Raw genomic sequence first — 23029 nt, 5'->3', positions numbered from 1 at the left:
ACCTACTTCTGGTGTCTGATTGCCGCTTGTGCTGCGGCAAGCCTTGCTATTGGCACACGGAATGGCGAGCAGGAAACGTAGTTCAATCCGTTTTCTTCACACAAGTCGATTGACGCTGGATCTCCGCCATGTTCACCACAAATGCCAAGTTTGATATCATGCCGTTGGCTTCTTCCCCGCGTTGCGCCTATCTTGACAAGTTCACCGACGCCATCACGATCGATCGAAACAAACGGGTCCTGTTCCAACAAGCCTTTTTTAATATAGGTTGAAAGGAACGGGCCAGCATCATCACGTGAAATACCGAACGTCGTCTGTGTCAGATCATTGGTACCGAAAGAGAAAAATTCGGCCGATTTGGCGATCTCGGCAGCACAGATCGCAGCTCTTGGCAATTCAATCATGGTTCCAACCAGATATTTTATGTTTACGCCATGTTCTTTCATAACCGCTTTGGCTGTTTCATCAATGCGTTCCTTGACGTAATCAAGTTCCGCCTTGAGTGCTACCAATGGCACCATGATTTCAGGTATAACTGTTTCTTTTGTTGCTTTTGCTGCTTCTATCGCAGCTTCAAAAATCGCCCGAGCCTGCATTTCGGCAATTTCAGGATAAGTAATTGCCAGACGGCAACCGCGTAGCCCAAGCATCGGATTGAATTCGTGAAGCTCGGCGGCTCTCTCTTTGATTACCTCGGCCGGAATTGACATTGCTTCGGCGACTTCGGCAACCTCGACATCCGTTTTTGGCAAGAATTCATGAAGCGGGGGATCCAACAGTCTTATTGTCACAGGAAGACCATGCATGATTTCGAACAATTCGACAAAGTCCGAACGCTGCATAGGCAAAAGTTTTGCCAATGCTTTACGACGCCCTTCTTCGTCATTGGCCAAAATCATTTCACGCATTGAAATGATACGGTCTCCGGCAAAAAACATGTGCTCGGTACGGCAAAGCCCGATACCTTCTGCCCCGAATGAACGGGCCATTCGCGCGTCTTGCGGTGTTTCGGCATTTGCGCAAACATGCATACGCCGTTTTTCATCGGCCCAAGACATGAGTTTGGCAAAATCACCCGACATTTTCGGTTGCAACATAGCAACTTTGCCTTTGTAAATTTCGCCATTACCACCGTCGATTGTTATAATATCTCCTCTTTGGAAGGTTTCACCACCCGCTTTCAGTGTGCCTGCGCGGTAATCGATATGGATAGTTCCTGCACCCGAAACACAAGGTTTTCCCATTCCACGAGCAACAACAGCAGCATGGCTCGTCATACCGCCACGTGTCGTCAAAACACCTTCTGCCACATGCATACCGTTAATGTCTTCCGGGCTTGTTTCCACCCTGACCAGAACGACCTTATGTCCTTCTTTGGTCGCATTTTCTGCTTCCTCGGATGAAAAAACAATTTCACCGGTAGCCGCCCCCGGAGAAGCTGGAAGACCTGTTCCCAAGACTATTTTTTTAGCTTTGGGGTCAAGAGTCGGATGGAGAAGCTGGTCAAGTGACTTCGGATCAATACGCGCGATCGCTTCGGTGCGGTCAATCAGCCCTTCCTCGACCATATCGACAGCCATTTTGAGTGCGGCGCGCGCTGTACGTTTACCGATACGGGTTTGCAACATCCACAATTTACCCTTTTCAATGGTAAATTCCATGTCTTGCATGTCGCGATAATGTTTTTCGAGTTTATGGGCAATATCGTTGAAAGCAGCAAAGGCTTGTGGCAAAGTCTTTTCAAGCGACGGTTTATCGGAACCGGCAGCAATGCGTGCAGCTTCGGTTATATTCTGTGGTGTTCTGATACCGGCGACAACATCTTCTCCTTGTGCATTGACAAGAAATTCTCCGAAAAGTGCATTTTCACCTGTTGACGGGTTGCGGGTAAAAGCAACACCTGTCGCCGAGTCGTCCCCCATATTGCCGAATACCATTGCCTGAACATTCACGGCTGTGCCCCAGCTTTCAGGAATATCATGAAGTTCACGATAGGTAACAGCTCGTGGTGTCATCCAGCTCAGGAAAACGGCGCTAATTGCTCCCCAGAGCTGTTTCTCGGGGTCTTGAGGAAATGGCTCTCCCATTTCTTTTTCGACACATTCCTTATAGGAAACGATGACATCCTGCCAATCTTTGGCTGTCATCTCTGTGTCGACCTCATAACCGTGACGAGCTTTGGCATCATCAATAATTTCTTCAAATAATGCGCCATCAAGCCCTAGCACAACATTTGAATACATCTGGATAAAACGACGATAGCTATCATAAGCGAAACGTTCATCTCCCGTTTCTCTGGCGATTGCTTTGACCGTTTCATCATTGAGACCGAGGTTTAACACTGTATCCATCATGCCGGGCATGGAAGCCCGAGCACCCGAACGCACCGAAACCAGTAAAGGCTTGTCTTTGTCGCCGAAACGGCGCCCTGTCAGTTTACCAACCTCTGCAAGGCACTTTTGAACAGTTTCATCGAGTTTGTCCGGATAGGTTTTATTATTATTATAAAAATAGGTGCAGACTTCTGTGGTAATTGTAAAACCGGGAGGAACAGGCAATCCCAGATTGCTCATTTCTGCCAAATTTGCTCCTTTACCGCCCAAAAGGTTACGTTCCGATGCCGCCCCGTCAGCCTTTCCATTACCAAAGCTGTAAACCCATTTTGTCATTTTAAACAAATATCCTCCGATTGATTTGAATGTCTAATATTCAAATATGAAATTCGTGCTTCCCCACAAAGAAGAAATACAGTTTTCAACTTTCGTCCCTAGCTTAAATGACATTTAGTCTAATACCAACATCAATTTTTTTTACAATTCAACCAAATCGATTGAATAACAAAAGCTTGACTGTAGAATATTAACTGACATCACGCATTTTTTCTGCAGTTTGCAAATCAACCGATACGAGCTGAGAAACCCCCTGCTCGCCCATTGTCACGCCGAACAGACGATTCATCCGCGCCATCGTAATCGGGTTATGGGTGATAACGACAAAACGCGTTTCGGTTGATTTCGCCATTTCCTCCATCAAATTGCAATAACGTTCGACATTGTGATCGTCGAGCGGTGCGTCAACCTCGTCAAGGACACAAATCGGTGCGGGACTGGTCAAAAATACTGCAAAAATCAAAGCCATAGCCGTCAAGGCTTGTTCACCCCCGGACAATAATGTCATGGTTTGCGGTTTTTTCCCCGGAGGTCGTGCCAAAATCTCCACACCGGCATCCAGAGGGTCATCCGACTCGATCAGTTGCAGCTCGGCAGTACCACCGCCAAAAAGATGGTGATAGAGACGCTGGAACTCTTCATTCACTCTGGTAAAGGCCGAAAGCAGACGTTCCCGTCCTTCGCGATTGAGATTGACAATTGCAAGGCGTAACTTTTTGATTGCCTCAACCACATCGTCGCGTTCATCGGTAATTGAATCAAATCGCGAACGCAGCTCTTTTTCTTCCTCGTCGGCACGCAGATTGACTGCTCCCAACCGTTCGCGTTCGATACGCAATCGCTCGAGTTTATGGTCAAGCGTTTCAATGTCGGGCATTTCTCCTTCCAGAGAAAACCCAGCGAGACGCAGCGTTTCATGTGGTGGGCAGTTCAAAGCTTCGCTAATTCTTGCTTCAATATCTTTGCGGCGATCGACCGCCGCATTAAGCCGCTCTTCGGCGCGTGCACGTTCCTCGCGGCTTGTAGACAATTTGGCAAAGGCTTCCGAAGTTTGTTTATCAAGCGTTGTCTGGATCGCCTCCGCCTCCGCCAAGCGATCCATGATCTCATGTCCGTCCTGTTCTGTTTTAGCAATCACATCAAGCAATTTTTGGCGCTTTTCCTCTATTCCTTCCGGCGTCTCGGCCAATTGTTCAGCTTCAACAATTGCTTCTTCGCGACGGGCTTTTAAAGACTTTATCTGATTTTTTGCGTTTTCGATGCGGTTCTGCCAATTTTTCCGTTCAGAACCGATAACTTCAAGCCTGCGTATACGAGCACTAGCGTTCTGCTTCCAATTTTGAAGTTTAGCCAATGCTTCCGAAACCATTTTCCGCTCGGAAGAAATTTTTTCTGAAAAAATTTTCAGTTTTTCTTCAATAGAGGAGATATCGGGCAATTTCTCTTGTTCGCTCGAAACAGCTTCAAGTTTTCTGGCGTTCTCGGCTTTCTCCTGTCCAAGATTTAAAGCATTGTCTTCCAGCGCAGAAAGACGCAAACGATGTTCGGAATGTTCGCGTTCAATTCTCGTATAGAGCTGTCGGGCTTCCTCACATTTGTCGCGAAAGAAGCGTAATTTCGCCCGTATTTCACGTTCATAGAGCTGTGCATCTCCTGCTTTCTTTGACAATTCAGCTAGTTTTTCTTCCGCTTTACCCAACGCAGTTTTTGCCTCATTGACGAGATGTGACAAAACTTGGAGCCGATTTTTTTGAGCCAGACGTTGCGCACTTGCTGTCGGCGCATCGGCTCGTGCTCTTAAGCCGTCCCAACGCCAGACGGCTCCATGGCGGCTTACCAGTTTTTGTCCGACTTTTAATTCCGGCTGTAGCCGTTCGCCTTCTTCCTCGTCTACAACACCGATCTGGGCAAGTGCTTCAGTCAGTTCCTCCGGAGCTTTTACAAAATCGGCCAATGGCTTGACACCATTTGGAAGAGCGGGACGATCATATTTGCCTTTATAACCGCTCCAGAAAAGCGGGGCGCCCTCGTCGAGTGATCCTTCAAGGTCATCGCCCAAAGCTGCCCCCAGTGCAACTTCCAAACCGTCGTCTACAGTAATTTCATCAACCACTGGCGGAAATTCTCCGCTGATCGAGCTATTCAGGAGCTGTTCGAGAGTACGTGCTTCTGTGGTGAGGGCATTTAATTGATCGCGACAATCCGAAACCGCAGGACGGGCAGCATTTTCTTCTTCCCGCGCTTTTTCAGTATCAAGTTCGCATGTCTGTAGCAGTTCTTCATTTTCTGCAAGTTGCGCTTCTGCTTCAGTTAATGCAGCTTGAGCCGCACCGATCTTATCTGCAGAATCAAGATCTGCCTTCAAAATTTCGATCTGCTGTTTGACCTCGGCAATCGTTTCGTCAAGCCGCTCGCCGCGTTTCGTAAAGTCGGCGATCTGGTCAAGAATTCTTGCTTTTTCAGCCCTCGCCTCTGCCAGAATTTTGGTGAGTTCGCCTGCCTCGGCTTCACTATTATTCAACCGGCTTTGTTGCTCTTCATAAAAAACATTAAGCTCTATTTCGGTTTCCTGCTGGTTTTCAGCCTCAAGCTTCAACGTCTCTTCCTCGTCAACCAGCCTTTCCAGACTTTGTTCATTATCTTTTGCAAGCTGTTCTTCGCGAGCAATGTCGGAGTCAAGCTGTTCAAGCCGGCGCATCAGATCCAATTGCCGTTGACGATTACGATTTTTCTCCTCATCAAGTTGTTTCAGTTCAAGACTCAATCTTTGATGAGCAGCAGAGGCTCTGGCTGCTTCCTCTCGCAAGGGAGGAAGTTTATTTTTGCTTTCTTCCTGTGCTTTTTCGGCACGCATATGTGCCTGAGCTTTTTCTGCGACAAGCATCGTCGCACGATTGAGTATGGTCGTTGCTTCGACTTCTTGTGTTTTGTTTTCAGACCAGCGCAAATAGAAAAGCCCCGCTTCGGCCTGCCTGATTTCTGCCGAAAGAGCTTTGAAGCGATTTGCCTGCCGTGACTGGCGCTTCAAACTTTCAATCCGCGATGAAAGATCTCCTACAACATCTTCAAGTCTATCAAGATTGCCTTCTGCCGCTTTCAGACGTAATTCTGCTTCATGACGGCGCGAATGAAGCCCCGAAATGCCTGCCGCTTCTTCCAATAAAGCACGGCGTGCCTGAGGTTTTGCCTGTATAAGCTCGCCAATACGCCCCTGACCGACCATGGAAGGAGAACGCGCTCCCGTTGACTGGTCAGCAAACAATAACTGAACATCTTTCGCCCGCACTTCTTTCCCATTGATCCGATATACCGAACCTGAATCTCTCTCGATGCGGCGAGAAACCTGTAATTCATCTGCATCATTAAAAGCCGCAGGAGCGCTGCGATCGGAGTTATCAAGAAACAGTGTGACTTCAGCAAAATTACGGGGTGGGCGTGTTGCAGAACCGGAAAAAATCACGTCATCCATGCCGGAAGCACGCATGTTTTTGTATGAATTCTCTCCCATGACCCAGCGAAGAGATTCAACAAGGTTCGATTTTCCACATCCGTTAGGGCCGACGACACCTGTTAGCCCACGTTCTATCACGAATTCCTGGGCTTCAACAAAGGATTTAAAACCGACCAGTCGCAGTTTCGTAAACTGCATAAACCTACCTACGAATTAGAAAAAAGGATGCAGCTCATCTTCTGCACCCTTTTTATGACATATTTTTCTTATTTTAGAAAACTATCTATCACAGAAGACATCTCGTCCACAGACAATGCGCCTTCATACTTCTTGCCATTGATAAAAAATGTCGGTGTCGAAGTAACGCCGAATTCTTTTCCACGTTCGAAAGAGCTTTTCACTTCATCCAGAACCGACTGGTTTTTCAAACAGGCTTCCACGCCATTTTCGTCAAGTCCTGCCATGGCTGCAATCTTTTTCAAAGGAGGCAATGCATCATCGGCGGCAGCCCATTCCATTTGCCGTTCAAAAAGAACCTGTAACATCGGAAAATAACGGTCTTCCGGAACACAGCGCGCGAGCATATAGCCTGCTTGTGCCCTTGCATCATAAGCAAATTCCCGGAATACCAGACGTGCCTTGCCGGTTTTTATGTATTTATCACGGATGGATGGCAGCGTTTCATTAAAGAAAGCAGCACAATGGCCGCAAGTAACAGAAGCATATTCCACAATTGTTACCGGCGCATCAGCATTACCTTCTACCATTTCTTTGCCTTTGCCCGGTTCCAGCAGTTTTGCCATATCAACTGTACCGTTAGACTTGACCTCGACTGTTTTGGTTTCGGCAGGTTTATTATCCGCGCCAAAAGAAGGCAAAACAGCAAAACAGGTCGTTGCGGCTAAACCGAAAGCGGCGGCAAAACAACGGAGACGTCGACTGTTTTTGGTATTAAGCATAATATTACCTTTTCTTTTTATTTCGTTCAAACTTGAAACTCGCTATTTAGAAGGCAAGCTTTATTATTTTTATAAGTCATAGACCAATAATTGTCTTGAGCTAATTATTAAATTTTTTGTCACGAACAGAATGTTTCTGTGCGAAAATAGATAGCCCCAAATCTTTCAAAGAATTGCGCAGAGCATCACTTTCTATCCGGCAGGTAAGTTCGTCAATCCGCTTGCGATCATTGTCGTCAACCAACAGAGGCTGCGAGCGGACGACTTCCTCTTTTTTTATACTATGTTGTTCTATTTTTATACGATTGATTGCTACAAAACCAAAAAATGCATTTATCCGCTGAAGAACCTCATGCGTTTCATGGGTTAAAATCATCGCCGCGTAAGCTTCGCAACCGACAACAAGCGTTGCCGGTTTAAATGGATCATCGACGCTGGCACGCCGTGCCCATATGATTTTCAAAGGCATTGTGCTATCAGCAATATCCTCACCGACAAGAAGTGGCCAATTTGTCATAAGTTCAAGGCTGAGACCCGTTTTTTTACGTAAAATTGGATCAAGCAATTTTGAACTTGTTTCAGCAAGTGAAGAAAAATGTCGTTTTTTCGGTTTCCACCCCATTATTTGCCCTGATAATGTTTAAACCATTGAACGAATCTTGCCATGCCTTCCGTGATCGACATTGTGGGATGAAAATCCAGGTCCCTTTCAGCCCTTGAAATATCGGCATAGGTTTTTTCAACATCCGCTGGCGGCATAGGACAAAGTTCTGTCAGCGCTTTTTTTCCTGTTGCCTGTTCGATAGCTGCAACAAATTCCAGTAGTTGAACCGGTCGGTTATTGCCAAGATTATAGATATCGGCCACTTTTCCCGGTTCATTTATAATTTTTTGTACCACAGACATAACGCCGCGCACAATATCGTCAATAAAGGTAAAATCACGTTGCATTTTACCGTAGTTAAAAAGTTTTATCGGACGGCCAGCCAGAATAGCGTCTGTAAAAAGCCAGGGGGCCATATCGGGTCTCCCCCAAGGGCCATAGACGGTAAAAAATCTTAATCCGCTTGTTTTGAGCTTGTGAACATGGGCATAGGAGCGGGCAAGCAACTCGCCAGCCCTTTTTGTTGCAGCATAAACCGAAACCGGATCATCCACTCTGTCTTCTTCAGAAAAGGGTATCTTTCTGTTAGCACCATATACAGATGACGAGCTTGCATAGACAACCGGTGGACAGGACTCAAACTTCAACGCCTGTTCGAAGATTCTGACTTCACCTTCGACATTCGCACTTACATATGCAGAAGGATTTTCTATGGAGTAACGCACCCCTGCCTGTGCCGCCAAATGAACAATAACATCTACATTTTTTTCATTTCCGATAGCCCGCTCGACTTGTTCTTTATTGGCTATGTCGGCCAGAACAAAACGGAATGAAGAATTTTTATTTATCTCCTCAAGACGTGCTTTTTTGAGCGACACAGAATAATAATTGTTCAGGTTATCGACCCCGATAACCTCGAAACCTTGCCTTAGCAATTCTTTTGTCGTTGCAAAACCGATGAAACCGGCTGCACCTGTGACAATTGCTTTCATTTTTTCACCCTATCTCGAAGTTTCAAACCGGAAGGCTGAAGCGCGTAAATGATACGACGGATATAATCCGACGTCCGGAAAAACAAGGTGCCTATCCGTCTCCATTTCGGTAATCGCATATTATGATAGGTTTTTCTTCCCTCCAGAATTGTCGAATAATCAACATCAAAAAATTTTATTATATTCTTGTTTGTGGAGAAAACTTTGAACCCGCTCCAACCTCGTTCAAGCGCAACATCATAAGGAAGACGCATCGGAGTCAATTTATCAAGAAGTTTCTTTGCTCCCTCGCGGGTTACCATATAGGCTGCGGCGCTTCCCAACGGGCCATGTAAATATCGGCCGATAGACACTTCATCGGTAATATCCATCATTTTATGAAAAATCCGGTTACGATGATTGGCTAATTTTATGACATCCCACCCGTCGACTTCAGAGAGCTTTCCGATGAGTTTGTTAAAGTCCTGATGAAATCCGACATCGTCCTCTACGATGACAGCATAAGGAGACTGGCCATTTGCAATAACCGACAACGCTTGAAGATGACTTAAATAGCACCCGGCTTCTCCGGGAAGAATATTCTTCCCGTGGCAACGTTGGAACCGTTTAACATCAATTTCCGGCATATTCTGAAAATTGATCTTGCTGCCATCAACCGCCGGTATACGATGATAATCGAGCCCCGCCGCTTCGGCAGATTGTGCAACTTTATTGAAGCGTTCTTTCGAACGATCAAGATTGATAATATAAACGGGAATATTCACGGTGCCCTCGACAATGAATTTACGAAAACGGGGTCAAACGGACACAGCGCCATTCTCGACCTTGGCTTTAAAAAGCGGCTTCCAAATTAACCGTTAGCAGCTCCGATGTAAACAATTTTGATTGCCTGACATTGGTTCGGAAATATCTTATAGGCATTCATATATTAATCGTGGAACCAATATAAAAAATCTCTTTTTATCAAGAATTATCTATTTCAAACGATATCCTAGCAAAGAGAACGCATTTATCAGATAGGAGTTGCTTATCGTTTTATCGTGGTTTTAAGAAACTTTTTCGGGCGTTTTAACAGTTTATCAGTCACCGAAGGGTCCTAGCCTCATACTCCTTAACAATCTAAAAGGTTGCTTTGGAATATCCACCTAACACTCCTGCGACCACCGCTCCATTTGTCGGGTAATTATGAATTTCTAAGGATATATTTTTTAAAAGATTCCCGCTAACGTCAAAGTCGATATGTTTGATTGTTTTATTGGGCTGTTTCGTCAGACGTCTGCCACAACCTGATGTCACCAAAATGCTTTATTTTTCTCACATAGGAAGGATCAAAACGGAGATAGCGGCATTAGCCGCTACCTTTTCTTTTGATTTTTTAGATAAATTATGGTTGGAGAAATTCATGACCGATTTTTCCGACAAGCTACTTTTCTGGTATGATCACTATCATAGAACATTACCATGGCGAATTGCTCCGGCTGATCTTTTGAACGGTGAAAAACCTGATCCTTATCGGGTTTGGCTCTCGGAAGTGATGTTGCAACAAACCACGGTTGAGGCTGTAAAACCGTATTTCAAAAAGTTTGTCACCAAATGGCCTGATATTTTTAGTCTTGCGAAAGCCGATCTTGAAGATGTGCTAAAAACATGGGCCGGCCTTGGTTACTATTCACGCGCAAGAAACCTTAAACAATGTGCTGAACAAGTTGCAACCGACTATGATGGCATATTCCCGCGTTCGCTCGAAAAATTGAAAAAGCTTCCCGGAATTGGCGATTATACAGCGGCAGCTATTCTTTCTATTGCCTATAATCAGCCGGCTGCTGTCGTTGACGGAAATGTCGAACGGATCGTTGCCCGCCTGTTCGCCATTGAGGAGCCATTGCCGCAGGCAAAAGCAATTATAAAAAGCAAGACACAAGATCTGACACCATCTACACGTTGCGGAGATTTTGCACAGAGTATGATGGATCTTGGTGCATCAATCTGTACTCCGCGTGAACCAAAATGCATGATTTGCCCTGTCGAAAGCCTTTGCATAGCGAAGAAAATAGCAAGGCCAGAAGCATTTCCTGTCAAACCACCGAAAGTAAAGAGACCACAACGTCACGGCATTGCTTTTATAGCATTAAGCAGAAATGATGAAATCTATCTGGAGAAACGGCATAGTTCGGGGCTGCTTGGTGGAATGACGCAAATCCCCAATCAGTTCGGCGATCAACAAACTTATTCAGTTGTTGACGCGCCGTTCTGCGGAAACTGGTCGTTCCAAGGACAGGCTCATCATATTTTTACCCATTTTTCTCTCACGCTTGATGTTTATTTGGCAGAAAATGTCGAAAAAACACGAGCCGGAAACGGTTGGTGGTGCCGGTTGGATCATCTTAACAATGAAGCCCTGCCAACGGTCATGAAGAAAGCAATTGCCGTTGCCTTTCCGGAAATTTTTAAATCCAAAACAAGAAAAAATCGGACACCACAAAAACACGCATTGCAATTTTCAAAATAAATAAAATTCAAAAATACGCGCAAAAATAAAAAGGCGGCGCAATTCATGCGCACGCCTTTTGTATAAGACCGGAGACTGGAGGTTATCCGGCCATTTGAAGTTTAAACGCCATGCTTGGCCATTTGTTCCCGAATAGTTAAACGTAGTTCGTCAATCAAAACGAGCTGACCATTTTTTTCAAAATACCAGAACGTCCACCCATTGCAGCTCGCGCTGTTTTGTACCTTTCGTCCCATCATATGGATCGAACCGGCTTCACCATCAACCACGACAGTTCCATCTGCACGGACAATGGCAGTATGCTCACGTTTTTTGTCATAAAGAACGCTGCCCGGTTTCAATAATCCTGCTTCAAGAAGGCTCACAAAGGCGACACGGGGTTCCGACCGTTTCCCCGAGATCATTGCAAGTTCAGGCTTTTCTAACGGTTCGACCGCAGCAATTCTTTCCAAAGCCGCATCAATATAGGATTGTTCACGCTCGATACCCACAAAATCGCGGCCAAGGCGCCTTGCAACCGCGCCGGTCGTGCCCGACCCGAAAAACGGATCCAGAATAACGTCGCCCGGTTTTGTCGACGACATGATGATACGGGAAAGCAAAGCTTCCGGTTTCTGTGTAGGATGAATTTTATGGCCGTTTTCGTCCTTCAAGCGTTCAGCTCCGGTGCAGATCGGGAAGAGCCAATCAGAACGCATCTGCACGTCATCATTGGCTGCTTTCATCGCTTCGTAATTGAAGGTGTATTTTTTTGCATTCTGGTCGCGCGATGCCCAGATCAATGTTTCATGCGCATTCTGAAACCGGCGTCCTCTGAAGTTCGGCATCGGGTTGGTCTTACGCCAGATAATATCGTTGAGCATCCAGAAACCGAGATCTTGCAAGGCTGTACCAACGCGAAAAATATTATGATAGGAGCCAATCACCCAGATTGTGCCATTCGGCTTCAATACTCTGCGGCAGGCAAGAAGCCACGCACGGGTGAAAGCATCATAGGCTGCAAAGCTCTCGAACTGGTCCCAATCATCATCCACAGCATCCACCAATGATTGATCGGGACGATGAAGTGTATTTGCAAGTTGTAGATTATAGGGAGGATCGGCAAAAATTACATCAACCGATTGACTGGGCAATTTATTGAGCGCTGCGACGCAGTCACCCTTTAAAATCTGGTTACGCCATACTTCTTCAGGAGAAGACTGAACGAGATCTTTTACAAGACGGACAACACTCATAGGATACTCGGCTACAAATACTCGAAACACATAAACTTCCGTGACCAAACGAATCACGGTTTCAACAAGCATAAATTGGCGAAATAGGGTAAATATCGGGTTAAAGACCTCAGGTTTTAAAAACGGTTATTGTCACAATATAAAATTTTACAAAGAGCGGACCGGAATTCGAGCCACACATCCGGAAAGACAACTGGTAAACTCAAAACTTTTATCAATCGAATTACCAAAACCAGAATCTTTCAAAGCTGATAAGCCGGAAAAACAAAATAGAAATCGACGCTAATTTTTCAGCTATTGCCAATGCCCGACCGAAACGTCTAAAAGATCGGAACTTGTTATGACACATTACGGGATAAAAGCTGATGCCGCAGATAGATCTTGTTATTTTTGATTGTGATGGAGTCCTTGTTGATTCGGAATATCTGGCGGCCCAGATTGAATCGCAATTATTGGCAGAAGCAGGCGTTGAAATAACACCCGAAGAAATATCGGAACGTTATGCAGGGCTTATTTTTCTCGATATCCTCAAAGAAATTGAAAAACATTCGGATGTTCCCCTGTCCGTCGGTCTGATTGAACAGGTTCCCGAACTTTTCAAAAAGCGCATGCAAGATGAATTACTCGGCATTGATGGTGCACGAGAGGCTGTCGAAGCTGTTGCCAAACTCTATCCTTATTGTATCTGCTCGAATTCGCGATCAGAAGACATTAAGCGCATGCTTACTATTACCGGTCTCTACGATCTTTTTGAAAACAAGATTTTTTCTGCACCCGAAGTTGGAACGAAAAAGGTAAAGCCGGCTCCCGATGTCTATCTTTATGCGGCAAAAAAAATGCACGCAAAGCCCGAAAATACAATTGTTATCGAAGATTCGGTTCATGGCGTTCGTGGTGCCGTCAAAGCCGGAATGCGTGTTGTGGGCTTTACCGGCGGCTCCCACGCCTATCACGGCCTTGCCGATGTTTTAACCGAAGCGGGAGCCGAAACAGTCATTGCACATCACGTGGATCTACCGGCCGTACTCAAAGCTTTGTCCGAGTGGAAAGATATATGAGCTACCGCCTTTGACGGCCACAATGGCTAAGCGCGAATGGTTCTTTTACAATATCCGAAATCAGCATTTTGAACTTGCCAATATGACGATTTCTGAAAGTACCATTTCATCTATCAGAAAATCTTCAGGCGCTTAAAAGATAATCCGGCCAAAAAAGTTTAAACGCGAAAAAGCTCAAAAAAACACCGGAAGCGTTATAGTCTTCCGGCGTTTTGTAACTTCAGGTGCTTTGTAACTTAGGGCGTTTTATAAGGTGCAAGGAAGTTCCGTTTTGCCGGAAGCTCCCCCGCATTTCTTGCAAGCAATTATTTTTTCTGATCTCTGTCATATCCGACAAAAATCCGGATATTTTTCGCTGTCGGTTTTGGAAATGAAATTTGATCATCCGAAAAGATGAATTGTGTCGCATCAACCCCGTTGCTGATTTCAACAGGATAGTTACGCAATTTCGAATAGATTACAGAATCGCCTTGCATTACTGTGACCCGGATCGGGAGTGACACGGTGCCTTTTTTAAACATCGGGCCAGGCACCACCCGCCCCGAGGCTGCAACTGTCATAGATAAGGTTGTGTCCGAGGTGTTACATGTTCTGGTCACGTCTCTTATAGCAGCCTGATACATGACTTTATTGGCGTCCCCCTCCCCGCCACGTTCATAAACATCATAAAACGCCGTATTGTCGCGCATGAGAACGATGGGGCAATAGGCGCGCAATTGTGCTTCGGTAATTTTTGGCTCGGGCGGCACATTGTCAACTTTCTTATGGATAAAGCATCCCGAAAAAAGTGACGAAGCAGCAATAATAAGGCCAAAGCCGAATGAAAAACGATAAATCGAATTTTTATCCATGAAGTGGACTTTCCTCAACTAGTAAACCTGGTCTATATCAGCGTTTGAAAAGAGTGATTTGTTGTTGTCTCGCTTTTTATATATTTTGGCAAGTCTGGTAAAATAGAGGACGTTTTCCGTCCCGTAAAGGTTGTAAAATAATGCGAAGGCAAACATTTTACGTTTGTTGATAAGCCGAGGAGTATGTGAATGAAATATATCAGCACGAGAGCCAATGCGCCGGTACTCGGCTTTTCCGATACAGTTATGACCGGTCTCGCGCGTGACGGCGGGCTTTATTTGCCTGAAACTTATCCGCATTTTTCACCGTCTTCGTTAAAAGCTTTGCGAGGGAAATCCTATGCAACAATTGCCAAAACCCTTCTTTGGCCATTTGTAGAAGGAGATATCGAGCGCGGCGATTTCGATGCTATGGTTGACGAAGCCTATCAGACATTCCGTCATCCCGCAGTTTGCCCTCTTGTCCAGACCAATACAAATGAATTCATACTGGAACTCTTTCATGGCCGCACCTTGGCATTCAAAGATGTTGCAATGCAATTGCTTGGCCGATTGATGGATCATATACTAAACCGGCAGAACAAGCGGGCAACAATTATCGGTGCAACATCGGGTGATACCGGCGGAGCTGCAATTGAAGCGTTTGCCGGACGTGAGCGCTGCGATATTTTTATTCTTTTTCCGAAAGGTCATGTATCGCCGGTGCAACAACGCCAGATGACAACCAATAAAAATGCCAATGTCCATGCACTGGCTATTGAAGGGAACTTCGATGATTGTCAGGCATTGGTAAAAGCAATGTTCAACGACCATGCCTTCCGCGATAAAACGGCTCTTTCCGGCGTCAATTCGATCAATTGGGCGCGCATCATGGCGCAAATTGTCTATTACTTTACTTCGGCAATTTCACTCGGTGCTCCTGACAGAGCAATTTCGTTTACTGTTCCTACCGGTAATTTCGGTGACATTTTTGCAGCCTTTGTTGCTTCCCGTATGGGGCTTCCCATTGCCCATCTCGTCATTGCAACAAACGACAATGATATTCTGGTGCGTACCCTTGCAACAGGTGTCTACAAAATCCACTCGTTGAAACATACCACCTCTCCATCCATGGATATTCAGGTTTCCTCCAATTTCGAACGGTTGTTATTCGAAGCTTCAGGGCGCGATGCTGTATCAATCCGCAATGCTATGGAAAGTTTGAAACAATCCGGCGAATTCCGGATCGAGCAAAGTGCACTTGAAAAAATACGCACCCTCTTTTCGGCCGGTCGCTCCACTGAAACAGAAACCGCCCATATGATCGACCGACTTTACAAGGAAAGCCATTATCTTGCCGACCCGCATACAGCTATAGCTATCAAAGTTGCGCGTGAACATTTGGAAGAGACCATTCCTATGGTGGTTCTCTCTACCGCTCATCCGGCAAAATTTCCCGATGCGGTGAAGGCATCGTGCGGCATAACGCCGAAACTTCCTCATTGGCTCGACGGACTGATGGAAAGACCCGAGCACTATGAAACACTCAAGAATGATGAAAAAATAGTGAAAGATTATATTGGCAGCAAGTCACGCGCCTGCCATTAACCCTGTTCATTTTTTCTAAAAGACAGACAACGCATAATGTGGTTTTTTATTGAAGTTTTGAATGAAGGAGTTTCACACGTATGTGTGTAGAAATCAGCCGACTTGGCAATGGTTTGACAATCGTCACGCATACCATGCCCCAGATCGAGAGTGTTGCACTCGGCATCTGGGTAAAATCCGGCTCTCGTAATGAAACATATGACGAGCATGGCGTTGCCCATATGCTTGAGCATATGGCTTTCAAAGGCACTTCAAATCGCTCTGCCTATGAAATTGCTGCCGAGATCGAGGATGTAGGCGGAGAAATCAATGCGGCAACAAGCGTTGAAACCACAGCATATTATGCACGTGTACTGAAAAATGACGTACCCCTTGCTGTTGATATTCTTGCCGACATTATCACTTCACCGAAATTCGACGAAGGTGAGCTTGAACGCGAAAAACAGGTTGTTTTGCAAGAAATCGGTGCTGCAAATGACATGCCCGAAGATATTGTGTTCGACCATTTTACCGAAACAGCATTCCGCCATCAAACAATAGGCAGACCTATTCTCGGCACGGCCCAGTCCGTTCGTGCATTGACCTCCGATAATTTGCGGAATTTTATGAACGAGCATTATAGCGCCGACAGAATGATTTTTGTGGCAACAGGCGCCGTTGACCATCAGGCATTTGTCAAAGAAGTTGAAAAACGACTTGGCAATTATCGTGCCCATTCACCTGCTCCCCTTGCCGATCTTGCCAATTATGTTGGCGGTGATTTCCGTGAATATCGCAATCTCAAAGATGCGCAGGTGCTTTTGGGATTTGAAGGGCGTGCCTATCATATTCGTGATTATTACGCTTCCCAAATTCTATCCATCATTCTTGGTGGCGGGATGTCTTCACGTTTATTTCAGGAAGTGCGTGAAAAACGTGGGCTTTGTTATTCAATTTACGCTTTTCATTGGGGATTTTCGGATATAGGCCTATTCGGCGTTCATGCCGCTTCAAGTGAAGACGGCCTTAGCGACCTTATCCCCGTTATTCTGGACCAGCTTTATAAGGTCAGCGAAAAGATAGACCAGAAAGAACTTGATCGTGCACGAGAACAATATCGTGCCGGTCTCATTATGTCGCAAGAAAGTCCATCAAGCCGGGCCGAAACGATTGCAAGGCAAATGCTGCTTTATGGTCGTCCTATTCCGGCATCCGAGACATTGGAGCGTCTGTCACTTTTGACTGTTGACAGATTGACCGATTTGGCTGAACGCTTATTTATTGATTCAAAACCGACATTGGCAGCAGTGGGGGCAATCGGGCCAATTATGAGTTATGGTGATCTTGTCGCGGCTCTATCCTCGGGAGCCGGACGGCGTCCTTATTAAGGTTCGGCCAGAAAGGCAATGGCATGTTCAAAATGCCCTTCCGGCGACAGCCGCATAGACAACAGGAAAAAATCCACCTTCCGAATTTGAAGGCGGAACATATCTATCTGCGTTTTCCTATGCTCGATGATTATCAGGAATGGGCAACTTTGAGAACCGAAAGCCGTGCGTTTCTGGAACCGTGGGAACCACTTTGGCCGGCTGATGCCCATACGCTTATCCGTTATAAATCTCATCTCGACCGTTATATTGAAGGTCGCAAAAATGGCCAATTTTTTGTATTTTTCGTGTTTTTAAACGAAACAAACCATCTTATCGGCGGAATAAGCCTCGGAAACATTCGACGTGGGGTCGTACAATCAGGCGAAATCGGTTACTGGTGCGGAGAGAAATATTCGGGCCACGGTTTTATGCATGAAAGTTTGGAACTGATGATTGATTTTTCTTTTCAACAGCTCAAATTACATCGTCTGCAAGCTGCCTCTGTTCCGACAAATATACGTTCCATTGCTTTATTGGAGAAATGTGGTTTCGTCAGAGAGGGGCTGATGCGGGCTTATGTTAAAATTCACGGTGAATGGCAGGATCATTACCTCTATTCTTTGCTGGAAACCGAAAGACCAATAAAATCAATTTGAAAGTGAGGCGTTGTGAAGATTATAGGCAAGACCGTATCTATTTTTATATTCTGGACACTGGGAATGATCGCCCTGTTGTGCCAGTCGGCATTGTCTGTTGAGCCCGTCAAAATATCTTCGCAAGATACGGCACTTGATTTATCCCGCGCTGTCGAAATCCACCACATCAAGGGAAACACTTTTCAAACATCAACGGCGGCCGGACCGGATGGTATTGTTCGGCGTATCGAAATGCAGGGTAATGGCGACCACGCAGAAAGTGACTGGGCGGTTTTTGCCATAGCCAACCCAACCGACGACCAGATTGACCGCCTCATTGTTACACCGCATTACCGGATGGCAGGATCCGGCCTGTTATGGCCCGATCTTGGGTCGGTGCGCATACAATCCATCACCCCGTCTGAAGGTTTTGCTCTTGATAGGCAATCCAGTCCTGATTCGGATGTTTTTAGAATTACCATCAATCCGGGGGCGGTTGTCACACTTGTTGCCGAACTCGGTTCATCAAAACTGCCACAAGTCTATTTGTGGGAACCGGAAGCGTATAAGGATACAATTAACTCTTATACGCTCTACCATGGTATATTGCTTGGCATCTCCGGACTTCTCGCCCTCCTCTTGAGTGTTCTTTTTGTGGTACGAGGAACCGGCCTTTTTCCGGCAACAGCAGCAGTTGCCTGGGCAGTGCTTGCCTATATCGGCATCGATTTCAATTTTCTGAACAAATTATTCGTTATCTCGGCGCAAACCGAACCGATGTGGCGAGCGGCAACGGAAGTGGCACTGGCTGCATCTCTTTTTATCTTTCTCTTTACCTATCTCCACTTAAACCGCTGGCATTACCATTTCAGCTATGGTGCGGCGGCCTGGATAATCGCTTTATGCGCACTCGGAGCTTTCGCGGTCTATGACCCGACAAGAGCAGCAGGTATTGCCCGACTTTCCTTCGGACTGACCGCCCTACTCGGTATCGTTCTCATTGGCTATCTTTCTATCCGCGGCTACGACCGTGCCATTATGTTGATACCGACATGGCTTCTCATTATCTTTTGGCTTTGCGGAGCTTATGTGTGTGTAACCGGCAAGCTTGATAATGATATTGTTCAACCTGCACTTGCCGGCGGACTGGTTCTCATCGTTCTTCTTATTGCCTTTACGGTTATGCAACATGCGTTTTCTGGCGGCGCGTTCCATCAAGGCATATTTTCCGATCTTGAAAGGCAGGCTCTTGCGGTTATGGGAGCTGGCGACATTGTCTGGGATTGGGATGTGAGACGTGACCGTGTGGTCATCAATCCCGATCTTTCGATTTATCTCGGTTCCACTGCGGGTGAATTGAATGGAACAATCCGCAACTGGGTTGAAGCTTTGCACAGCGACGATCGGGATCGCTTTCGTGCGATACTCGATATGATTCTCGATACCCGCAAAGGCCGGATTGACCAAACATTGCGTTTGCGTTCCGGCGACGGACACTATTATTGGTTTGCATTAAGAGCCAGACCAGTCATCGGTTCTGACGGAGAAATTGTGCGGGTGGTGGGAACACTTGTCAATGTTACCGATCACAAGAAAGCGGAAGAAAGATTATTGCAAGACTCGGTCCATGACAATCTGACGGGTTTGCCCAATCAGCAGCTTTTCCTTGATCACCTGCAAACTTTTGTCAATCTCGCTGTTGCAGGTCGGCCGATCAGACCGACTGTATTTGTTATCGATTTTGACGGTTTTCGTAATATAAATTATCAGTTCGGCATGTCGGTCGGTGACACATTCCTGCTGACAATTGCGCGCCGTCTGGGGCGCCTGATTACACCCGAAGATACACTTTCGCGCCTCTCGACAGATCGTTTTGCAATCGTACTGACAAGCCAGACCGATCCTGCCAAAATTGCAGCATTCGCCGACCAATTGCAAAGAACAGTTGCTGCTCCCATTATTTTTTCGGAACGCGAAGTCAAATTATCCGCATCTATCGGCCTCATCACATGGACCGAAGGCAATTCGAATGCCGAAGACATGTTGAGTGATGCAGAACTCGCGATGATTCACGCCAAAAAAGCCGGTGGCAATAAAATAGAACCCTTCCGTCCCAATTTCCGCACTTTGGGGCTTGAGCGTAACAGCATGGGCAATGATATTCGTTATGCGCTTCAACGCAACGAAATCAAAGTGCTTTACCATCCGGTTCTTGACCTCAACGACGGACAAATTGTCGGTTTTGAAGCGTTGATGGAATGGCACCACCCCCGCCATGGCAACTTGTCGGCTGTCGATTTCATTCACACGGCAGAAAGTGAGCAAGTCGTCATGCCGCTTGCGAAATTTGCTATGTCAACTGTTGTTGAAGATCTCGCTCATATTCAGGATCGTTTTCCGAAACAATCCTTCTTTATTTCAGTCAATATTCCGAGCGCAGAGATGGTTCATCAGGAATTGATCAATGAATTGAAAGCAATTTTGATGCGCAATCCTGTCAACAAGGGACGCTTGATGATGGAAATGTCGGAATCCATTCTGATAGAAAATCCTGAGCAATCATCCAATCTTCTTGAAAAGATCAAGGCTCTCGGCATCGGACTTGCACTCGACAATTTCGGTACCGGTTATTCTTCTCTCGCTTTTCTCTTACGTTACCCCTTCGATATGATAAAACTCGATCGTTCACTTCTTGAAGTCGATAGTTCGAAGAAACGTCTGGTGTTGAAATCCATCATTACAATGGCCCATGATCTCGAGCTGAAAGTGATCGCCGAGGGGGTCGAAAAGGAAAACGAAGCCGTTATGTTGCGTGAAGAAGGCTGCGAATTTGTTCAAAGCAATGTATTTACCGAACCTGTGGGCGTTGAAGAGCTTATCACGCTGGTCACGAAACATCCAAAAGCCGGAATTTAAAGCTTGAATTATTGAAATACATGTTCACCATCATCTGGCCGGTTTGCCACAGCAAAAGGATAAAAAGCCGGTCAGCTTATCAGGATAGAGTGAGGTTATCGGGAGAGTATAATCGGCACAAAAAAATCAAATCCTATGGAGTGCCTCTCCGATTTCCTTAAAAATAAAGTGTTTTTCAATTTTTTTTAAAAACTCGCTAAAACGGGCTTCTTCGCAATAAAAAGATTTTCGCGTCAGCGACCCGTCTTTTTTCAAGCATGTCCTGCTTGTCCGACGAGAAATGTCGGGTCAATACCCATCTTCTTCAGGCTTTTTTCATATTGATGATCGAAATCCTGAGCAAACAGGAAATCGGCATCGACCGGGCTTGTCAGCCAGCCATTGGCAGCAATTTCCGCTTCGAGTTGACCACCTGCCCAGCCGGCATATCCGAGTGCAATAATTGCGCGTTCCGGCCCTTTGCCCAAACTCATTGCCTTCAAAACATCCGTTGTCGATGTCAGACAGATATCACGGGTCACAGGAATAGTTGTCCGGCATGCATAATCATCTGTATGAAGGACAAACCCACGTTGACGATCGACAGGTCCGCCATTTCTCACCGGAAATAGTTTTATCGGTTCCGGCAGATGGATAGCCTGAGCAGCATTAATAATGCCAAGTTGTAAAAGAAGATCAGGAAATTTTACGTCCTTACGCCGATTTAACATAATCCCCATAGCGCCCTCGTCAGAGTGCGCACAAATATAGATAACCGCATGGGCAAAACGTTCATCTCCCATACCCGGCATTGCAATAAGCAGATGGCCATTTAAAAAGCCGTCGCGTTTTTTCATTGTGCTAATTTTATCCATAATTTAAAAGTAATCGTACATTGACGAGTTGCAAGAAAAAAGTGAAGTTTTTTGACAAAACTCTTGTATAAATTGTTAGTTGATGACGAGGACGGAGAATTGCGTTTTTTTTTAAAGCTGGTTTGCTTTTTCGTCTTCACCTCGTTTGTATCTTTACCGACATTTGCACAAACAAATTCACCTGTTCAATTGTTAGCCACTCCCTGGCATGAAATTGAAGGCGGGCGGGTGCGTGTTGCGCTGAACAACGGTAAAGAAGGCAAGCATTTTGAAGGAATAATAGAAGTCGATCTCAAACCGGGTTGGAAAACATATTGGCAAAATCCGGGGAGTTCAGGCATGGCGCCAGAATTCGACTTTCAACCATCGCTCAATCACCAGATTTTATTTCCTGTTCCTCAGCTATTCATAGACGGTAATGATTGGTCTATCGGTTATAAAGGCGAGGTAATGCTCCCATTTTATGTTGAAAAAGACACGAAGAATGCAGCATTCAAAGGACAGTTCACGCTGGGCTTATGCAAAGAAATTTGTATTCCGGTCAATATTCCATTCGACTTTTCAGATGCAAGTGACAAAACGCCGCTTCCAGCGTCACTTCTCGCTTGGGCGACAGATAAATTACCGAAAAGCAAGCCTCGAAATCTTGAAATTTCTGCGCGCGAAGACGGACAGTCTATGACCATAACTTTGAAACATTTAGATGGCGAGACGATAACAGCAATTTTTCTTGATGGAAACAGGGAAGAAATCGGACCTGCCAAAATTGTTAAAAAAAGTGCTCATGAAATGATATTTTCCGCGCATATTATTTCAAGAAATAGCAATGCCCCAATGCCTATCACCTATATCGTTGATGCAGAACCTATAGCCTTTACCGGTACATTGGTTGTTGATAAAAAAAATTGAACAGTATCTAGCGGTTTTCATCAACACCCTTACGGGCAAGTTCGTCACAACGTTCGTTTTCAGGGTGGCCTGCATGGCCTTTGACCCAATGCCAGCTTACTTTATGACGCGAACGCGCCTCATCTAATTGCTGCCAAAGCTCGGCATTTTTGACCGGTTTTTTTGCAGATGTTTTCCAATTATTCGCCTTCCAGCTATCTATCCAGCTTGAAATGCCATTCCGCACATAGACAGAATCGGTATAAAGATCCACTTCACAAGGCTCTTTCAATGCATTGAGTGCCTTTATTGCAGCCGTCAATTCCATACGATTGTTCGTGGTATCGGCTTCGCCGCCGTAAAGTTCTTTTGTGACCCCGTTCCAACGCAAGAGCGCTCCCCAACCGCCGGGGCCCGGATTACCGGAACAAGCACCATCAGTGAATATTTCAACCTGTTTCAAAGAAAGATC

At 45.7% G+C, this 23029-nt stretch carries 17 protein-coding genes; 7 read left to right on the top strand and 10 right to left on the bottom strand.

The window, feature by feature from the left end; genetic code table 11:
* Nucleotides 1–2: 2 nt before the first annotated feature.
* The 6 genes from ppdK to H3S83_RS04875 form a co-directional block, all read right to left on the bottom strand.
* A complete protein-coding gene (gene ppdK, locus H3S83_RS04900; RefSeq protein ID WP_198239070.1) occupies nucleotides 3–2669 on the bottom strand; it encodes a pyruvate, phosphate dikinase in 2667 nt (888 codons plus the stop codon).
* A gap of 190 nt (nucleotides 2670–2859) precedes the next feature.
* Nucleotides 2860–6318, bottom strand: coding sequence for a chromosome segregation protein SMC (gene smc, locus H3S83_RS04895; protein ID WP_198239069.1), 3459 nt, complete (start codon nucleotides 6316–6318; stop codon nucleotides 2860–2862).
* Between the two features lie 68 nt (nucleotides 6319–6386).
* Nucleotides 6387–7079 (bottom strand): DsbA family protein, encoded by a 693-nt coding sequence (locus H3S83_RS04890; protein ID WP_198239068.1) that lies wholly within the window; start codon nucleotides 7077–7079, stop codon nucleotides 6387–6389.
* Nucleotides 7080–7179: 100 nt separating this feature from the next.
* On the bottom strand, nucleotides 7180–7701 hold the full coding sequence (locus tag H3S83_RS04885) for a DUF721 domain-containing protein (protein ID WP_198239067.1): 522 nt from the start codon (nucleotides 7699–7701) through the stop codon (nucleotides 7180–7182).
* Entirely contained in the window at nucleotides 7701–8675 is a 975-nt protein-coding gene (locus tag H3S83_RS04880; RefSeq protein WP_198239066.1) for an SDR family NAD(P)-dependent oxidoreductase, read from the bottom strand. The genes H3S83_RS04885 and H3S83_RS04880 overlap by 1 nt, the downstream gene beginning before the upstream one ends.
* Entirely contained in the window at nucleotides 8672–9439 is a 768-nt protein-coding gene (locus H3S83_RS04875) for a glycosyltransferase family 25 protein (protein WP_198239065.1), read from the bottom strand. Before H3S83_RS04875 ends, H3S83_RS04880 begins: the two co-directional genes overlap by 4 nt.
* A 638-nt stretch (nucleotides 9440–10077) precedes the next feature.
* Here H3S83_RS04875 and mutY point away from each other — a divergent pair.
* On the top strand, nucleotides 10078–11184 hold the full coding sequence (gene mutY / locus H3S83_RS04870) for an A/G-specific adenine glycosylase (protein ID WP_198239064.1): 1107 nt from the start codon (nucleotides 10078–10080) through the stop codon (nucleotides 11182–11184).
* Between the two features lie 101 nt (nucleotides 11185–11285).
* Here mutY and H3S83_RS04865 read toward each other — a convergent pair whose 3' ends face one another.
* Complete coding sequence (locus H3S83_RS04865; RefSeq protein ID WP_078040344.1) at nucleotides 11286–12419, bottom strand: site-specific DNA-methyltransferase; 1134 nt, start codon at nucleotides 12417–12419, stop codon at nucleotides 11286–11288.
* 365 nt (nucleotides 12420–12784) lie between these two features.
* Between H3S83_RS04865 and H3S83_RS04860 the strand changes: the two genes are divergently transcribed.
* Nucleotides 12785–13477: an HAD family phosphatase gene (locus tag H3S83_RS04860; RefSeq protein ID WP_077970809.1), complete on the top strand. Its 693-nt coding sequence runs from the start codon at nucleotides 12785–12787 to the stop codon at nucleotides 13475–13477.
* A 305-nt stretch (nucleotides 13478–13782) separates the two neighbouring features.
* On the opposite strand, the gene H3S83_RS04855 is transcribed toward H3S83_RS04860, so the two are convergent.
* On the bottom strand, nucleotides 13783–14328 hold the full coding sequence (locus tag H3S83_RS04855; RefSeq protein WP_198239063.1) for a hypothetical protein: 546 nt from the start codon (nucleotides 14326–14328) through the stop codon (nucleotides 13783–13785).
* A gap of 189 nt (nucleotides 14329–14517) precedes the next feature.
* Here H3S83_RS04855 and thrC point away from each other — a divergent pair, with 189 nt between their 5' ends.
* The 4 genes from thrC to H3S83_RS04835 all read left to right on the top strand — a co-directional run bounded on the left by thrC (nucleotide 14518) and on the right by H3S83_RS04835 (nucleotide 20815).
* A complete protein-coding gene (gene thrC, locus H3S83_RS04850; protein WP_198225093.1) occupies nucleotides 14518–15915 on the top strand; it encodes a threonine synthase in 1398 nt (465 codons plus the stop codon).
* Nucleotides 15916–15995: 80 nt separating this feature from the next.
* Nucleotides 15996–17282, top strand: coding sequence for a pitrilysin family protein (locus tag H3S83_RS04845; RefSeq protein WP_198239062.1), 1287 nt, complete (start codon nucleotides 15996–15998; stop codon nucleotides 17280–17282).
* Nucleotides 17283–17305: 23 nt separating this feature from the next.
* Complete coding sequence (locus H3S83_RS04840; RefSeq protein WP_078039242.1) at nucleotides 17306–17920, top strand: GNAT family N-acetyltransferase; 615 nt, start codon at nucleotides 17306–17308, stop codon at nucleotides 17918–17920.
* A gap of 12 nt (nucleotides 17921–17932) precedes the next feature.
* Nucleotides 17933–20815, top strand: coding sequence for an EAL domain-containing protein (locus H3S83_RS04835; RefSeq protein ID WP_370541335.1), 2883 nt, complete (start codon nucleotides 17933–17935; stop codon nucleotides 20813–20815).
* Nucleotides 20816–21066: 251 nt separating this feature from the next.
* Here the strand turns inward: H3S83_RS04835 and H3S83_RS04830 are convergent, their stop codons facing one another.
* The gene (locus tag H3S83_RS04830; RefSeq protein WP_077970800.1) at nucleotides 21067–21651 is read right to left on the bottom strand and encodes a YqgE/AlgH family protein; all 585 of its coding nucleotides are present in this window, start codon (nucleotides 21649–21651) and stop codon (nucleotides 21067–21069) included.
* A 117-nt stretch (nucleotides 21652–21768) separates the two neighbouring features.
* Between H3S83_RS04830 and H3S83_RS04825 the strand changes: the two genes are divergently transcribed.
* The gene (locus H3S83_RS04825; protein ID WP_198239061.1) at nucleotides 21769–22578 is read left to right on the top strand and encodes a protein-disulfide reductase DsbD domain-containing protein; all 810 of its coding nucleotides are present in this window, start codon (nucleotides 21769–21771) and stop codon (nucleotides 22576–22578) included.
* Nucleotides 22579–22585: 7 nt separating this feature from the next.
* Here the strand turns inward: H3S83_RS04825 and rnhA are convergent, their stop codons facing one another.
* Complete coding sequence (gene rnhA / locus H3S83_RS04820; protein WP_198237797.1) at nucleotides 22586–23020, bottom strand: ribonuclease HI; 435 nt, start codon at nucleotides 23018–23020, stop codon at nucleotides 22586–22588.
* Nucleotides 23021–23029 lie beyond the last annotated feature (9 nt).

This window comes from Bartonella sp. W8122 (assembly GCF_016102485.1).
Classification (GTDB): domain Bacteria; phylum Pseudomonadota; class Alphaproteobacteria; order Rhizobiales; family Rhizobiaceae; genus Bartonella; species Bartonella apihabitans.
The sequence above is the reverse complement of the archived record's forward strand: the minus strand, read 5'-3'. Positions and strand labels throughout refer to the sequence as shown.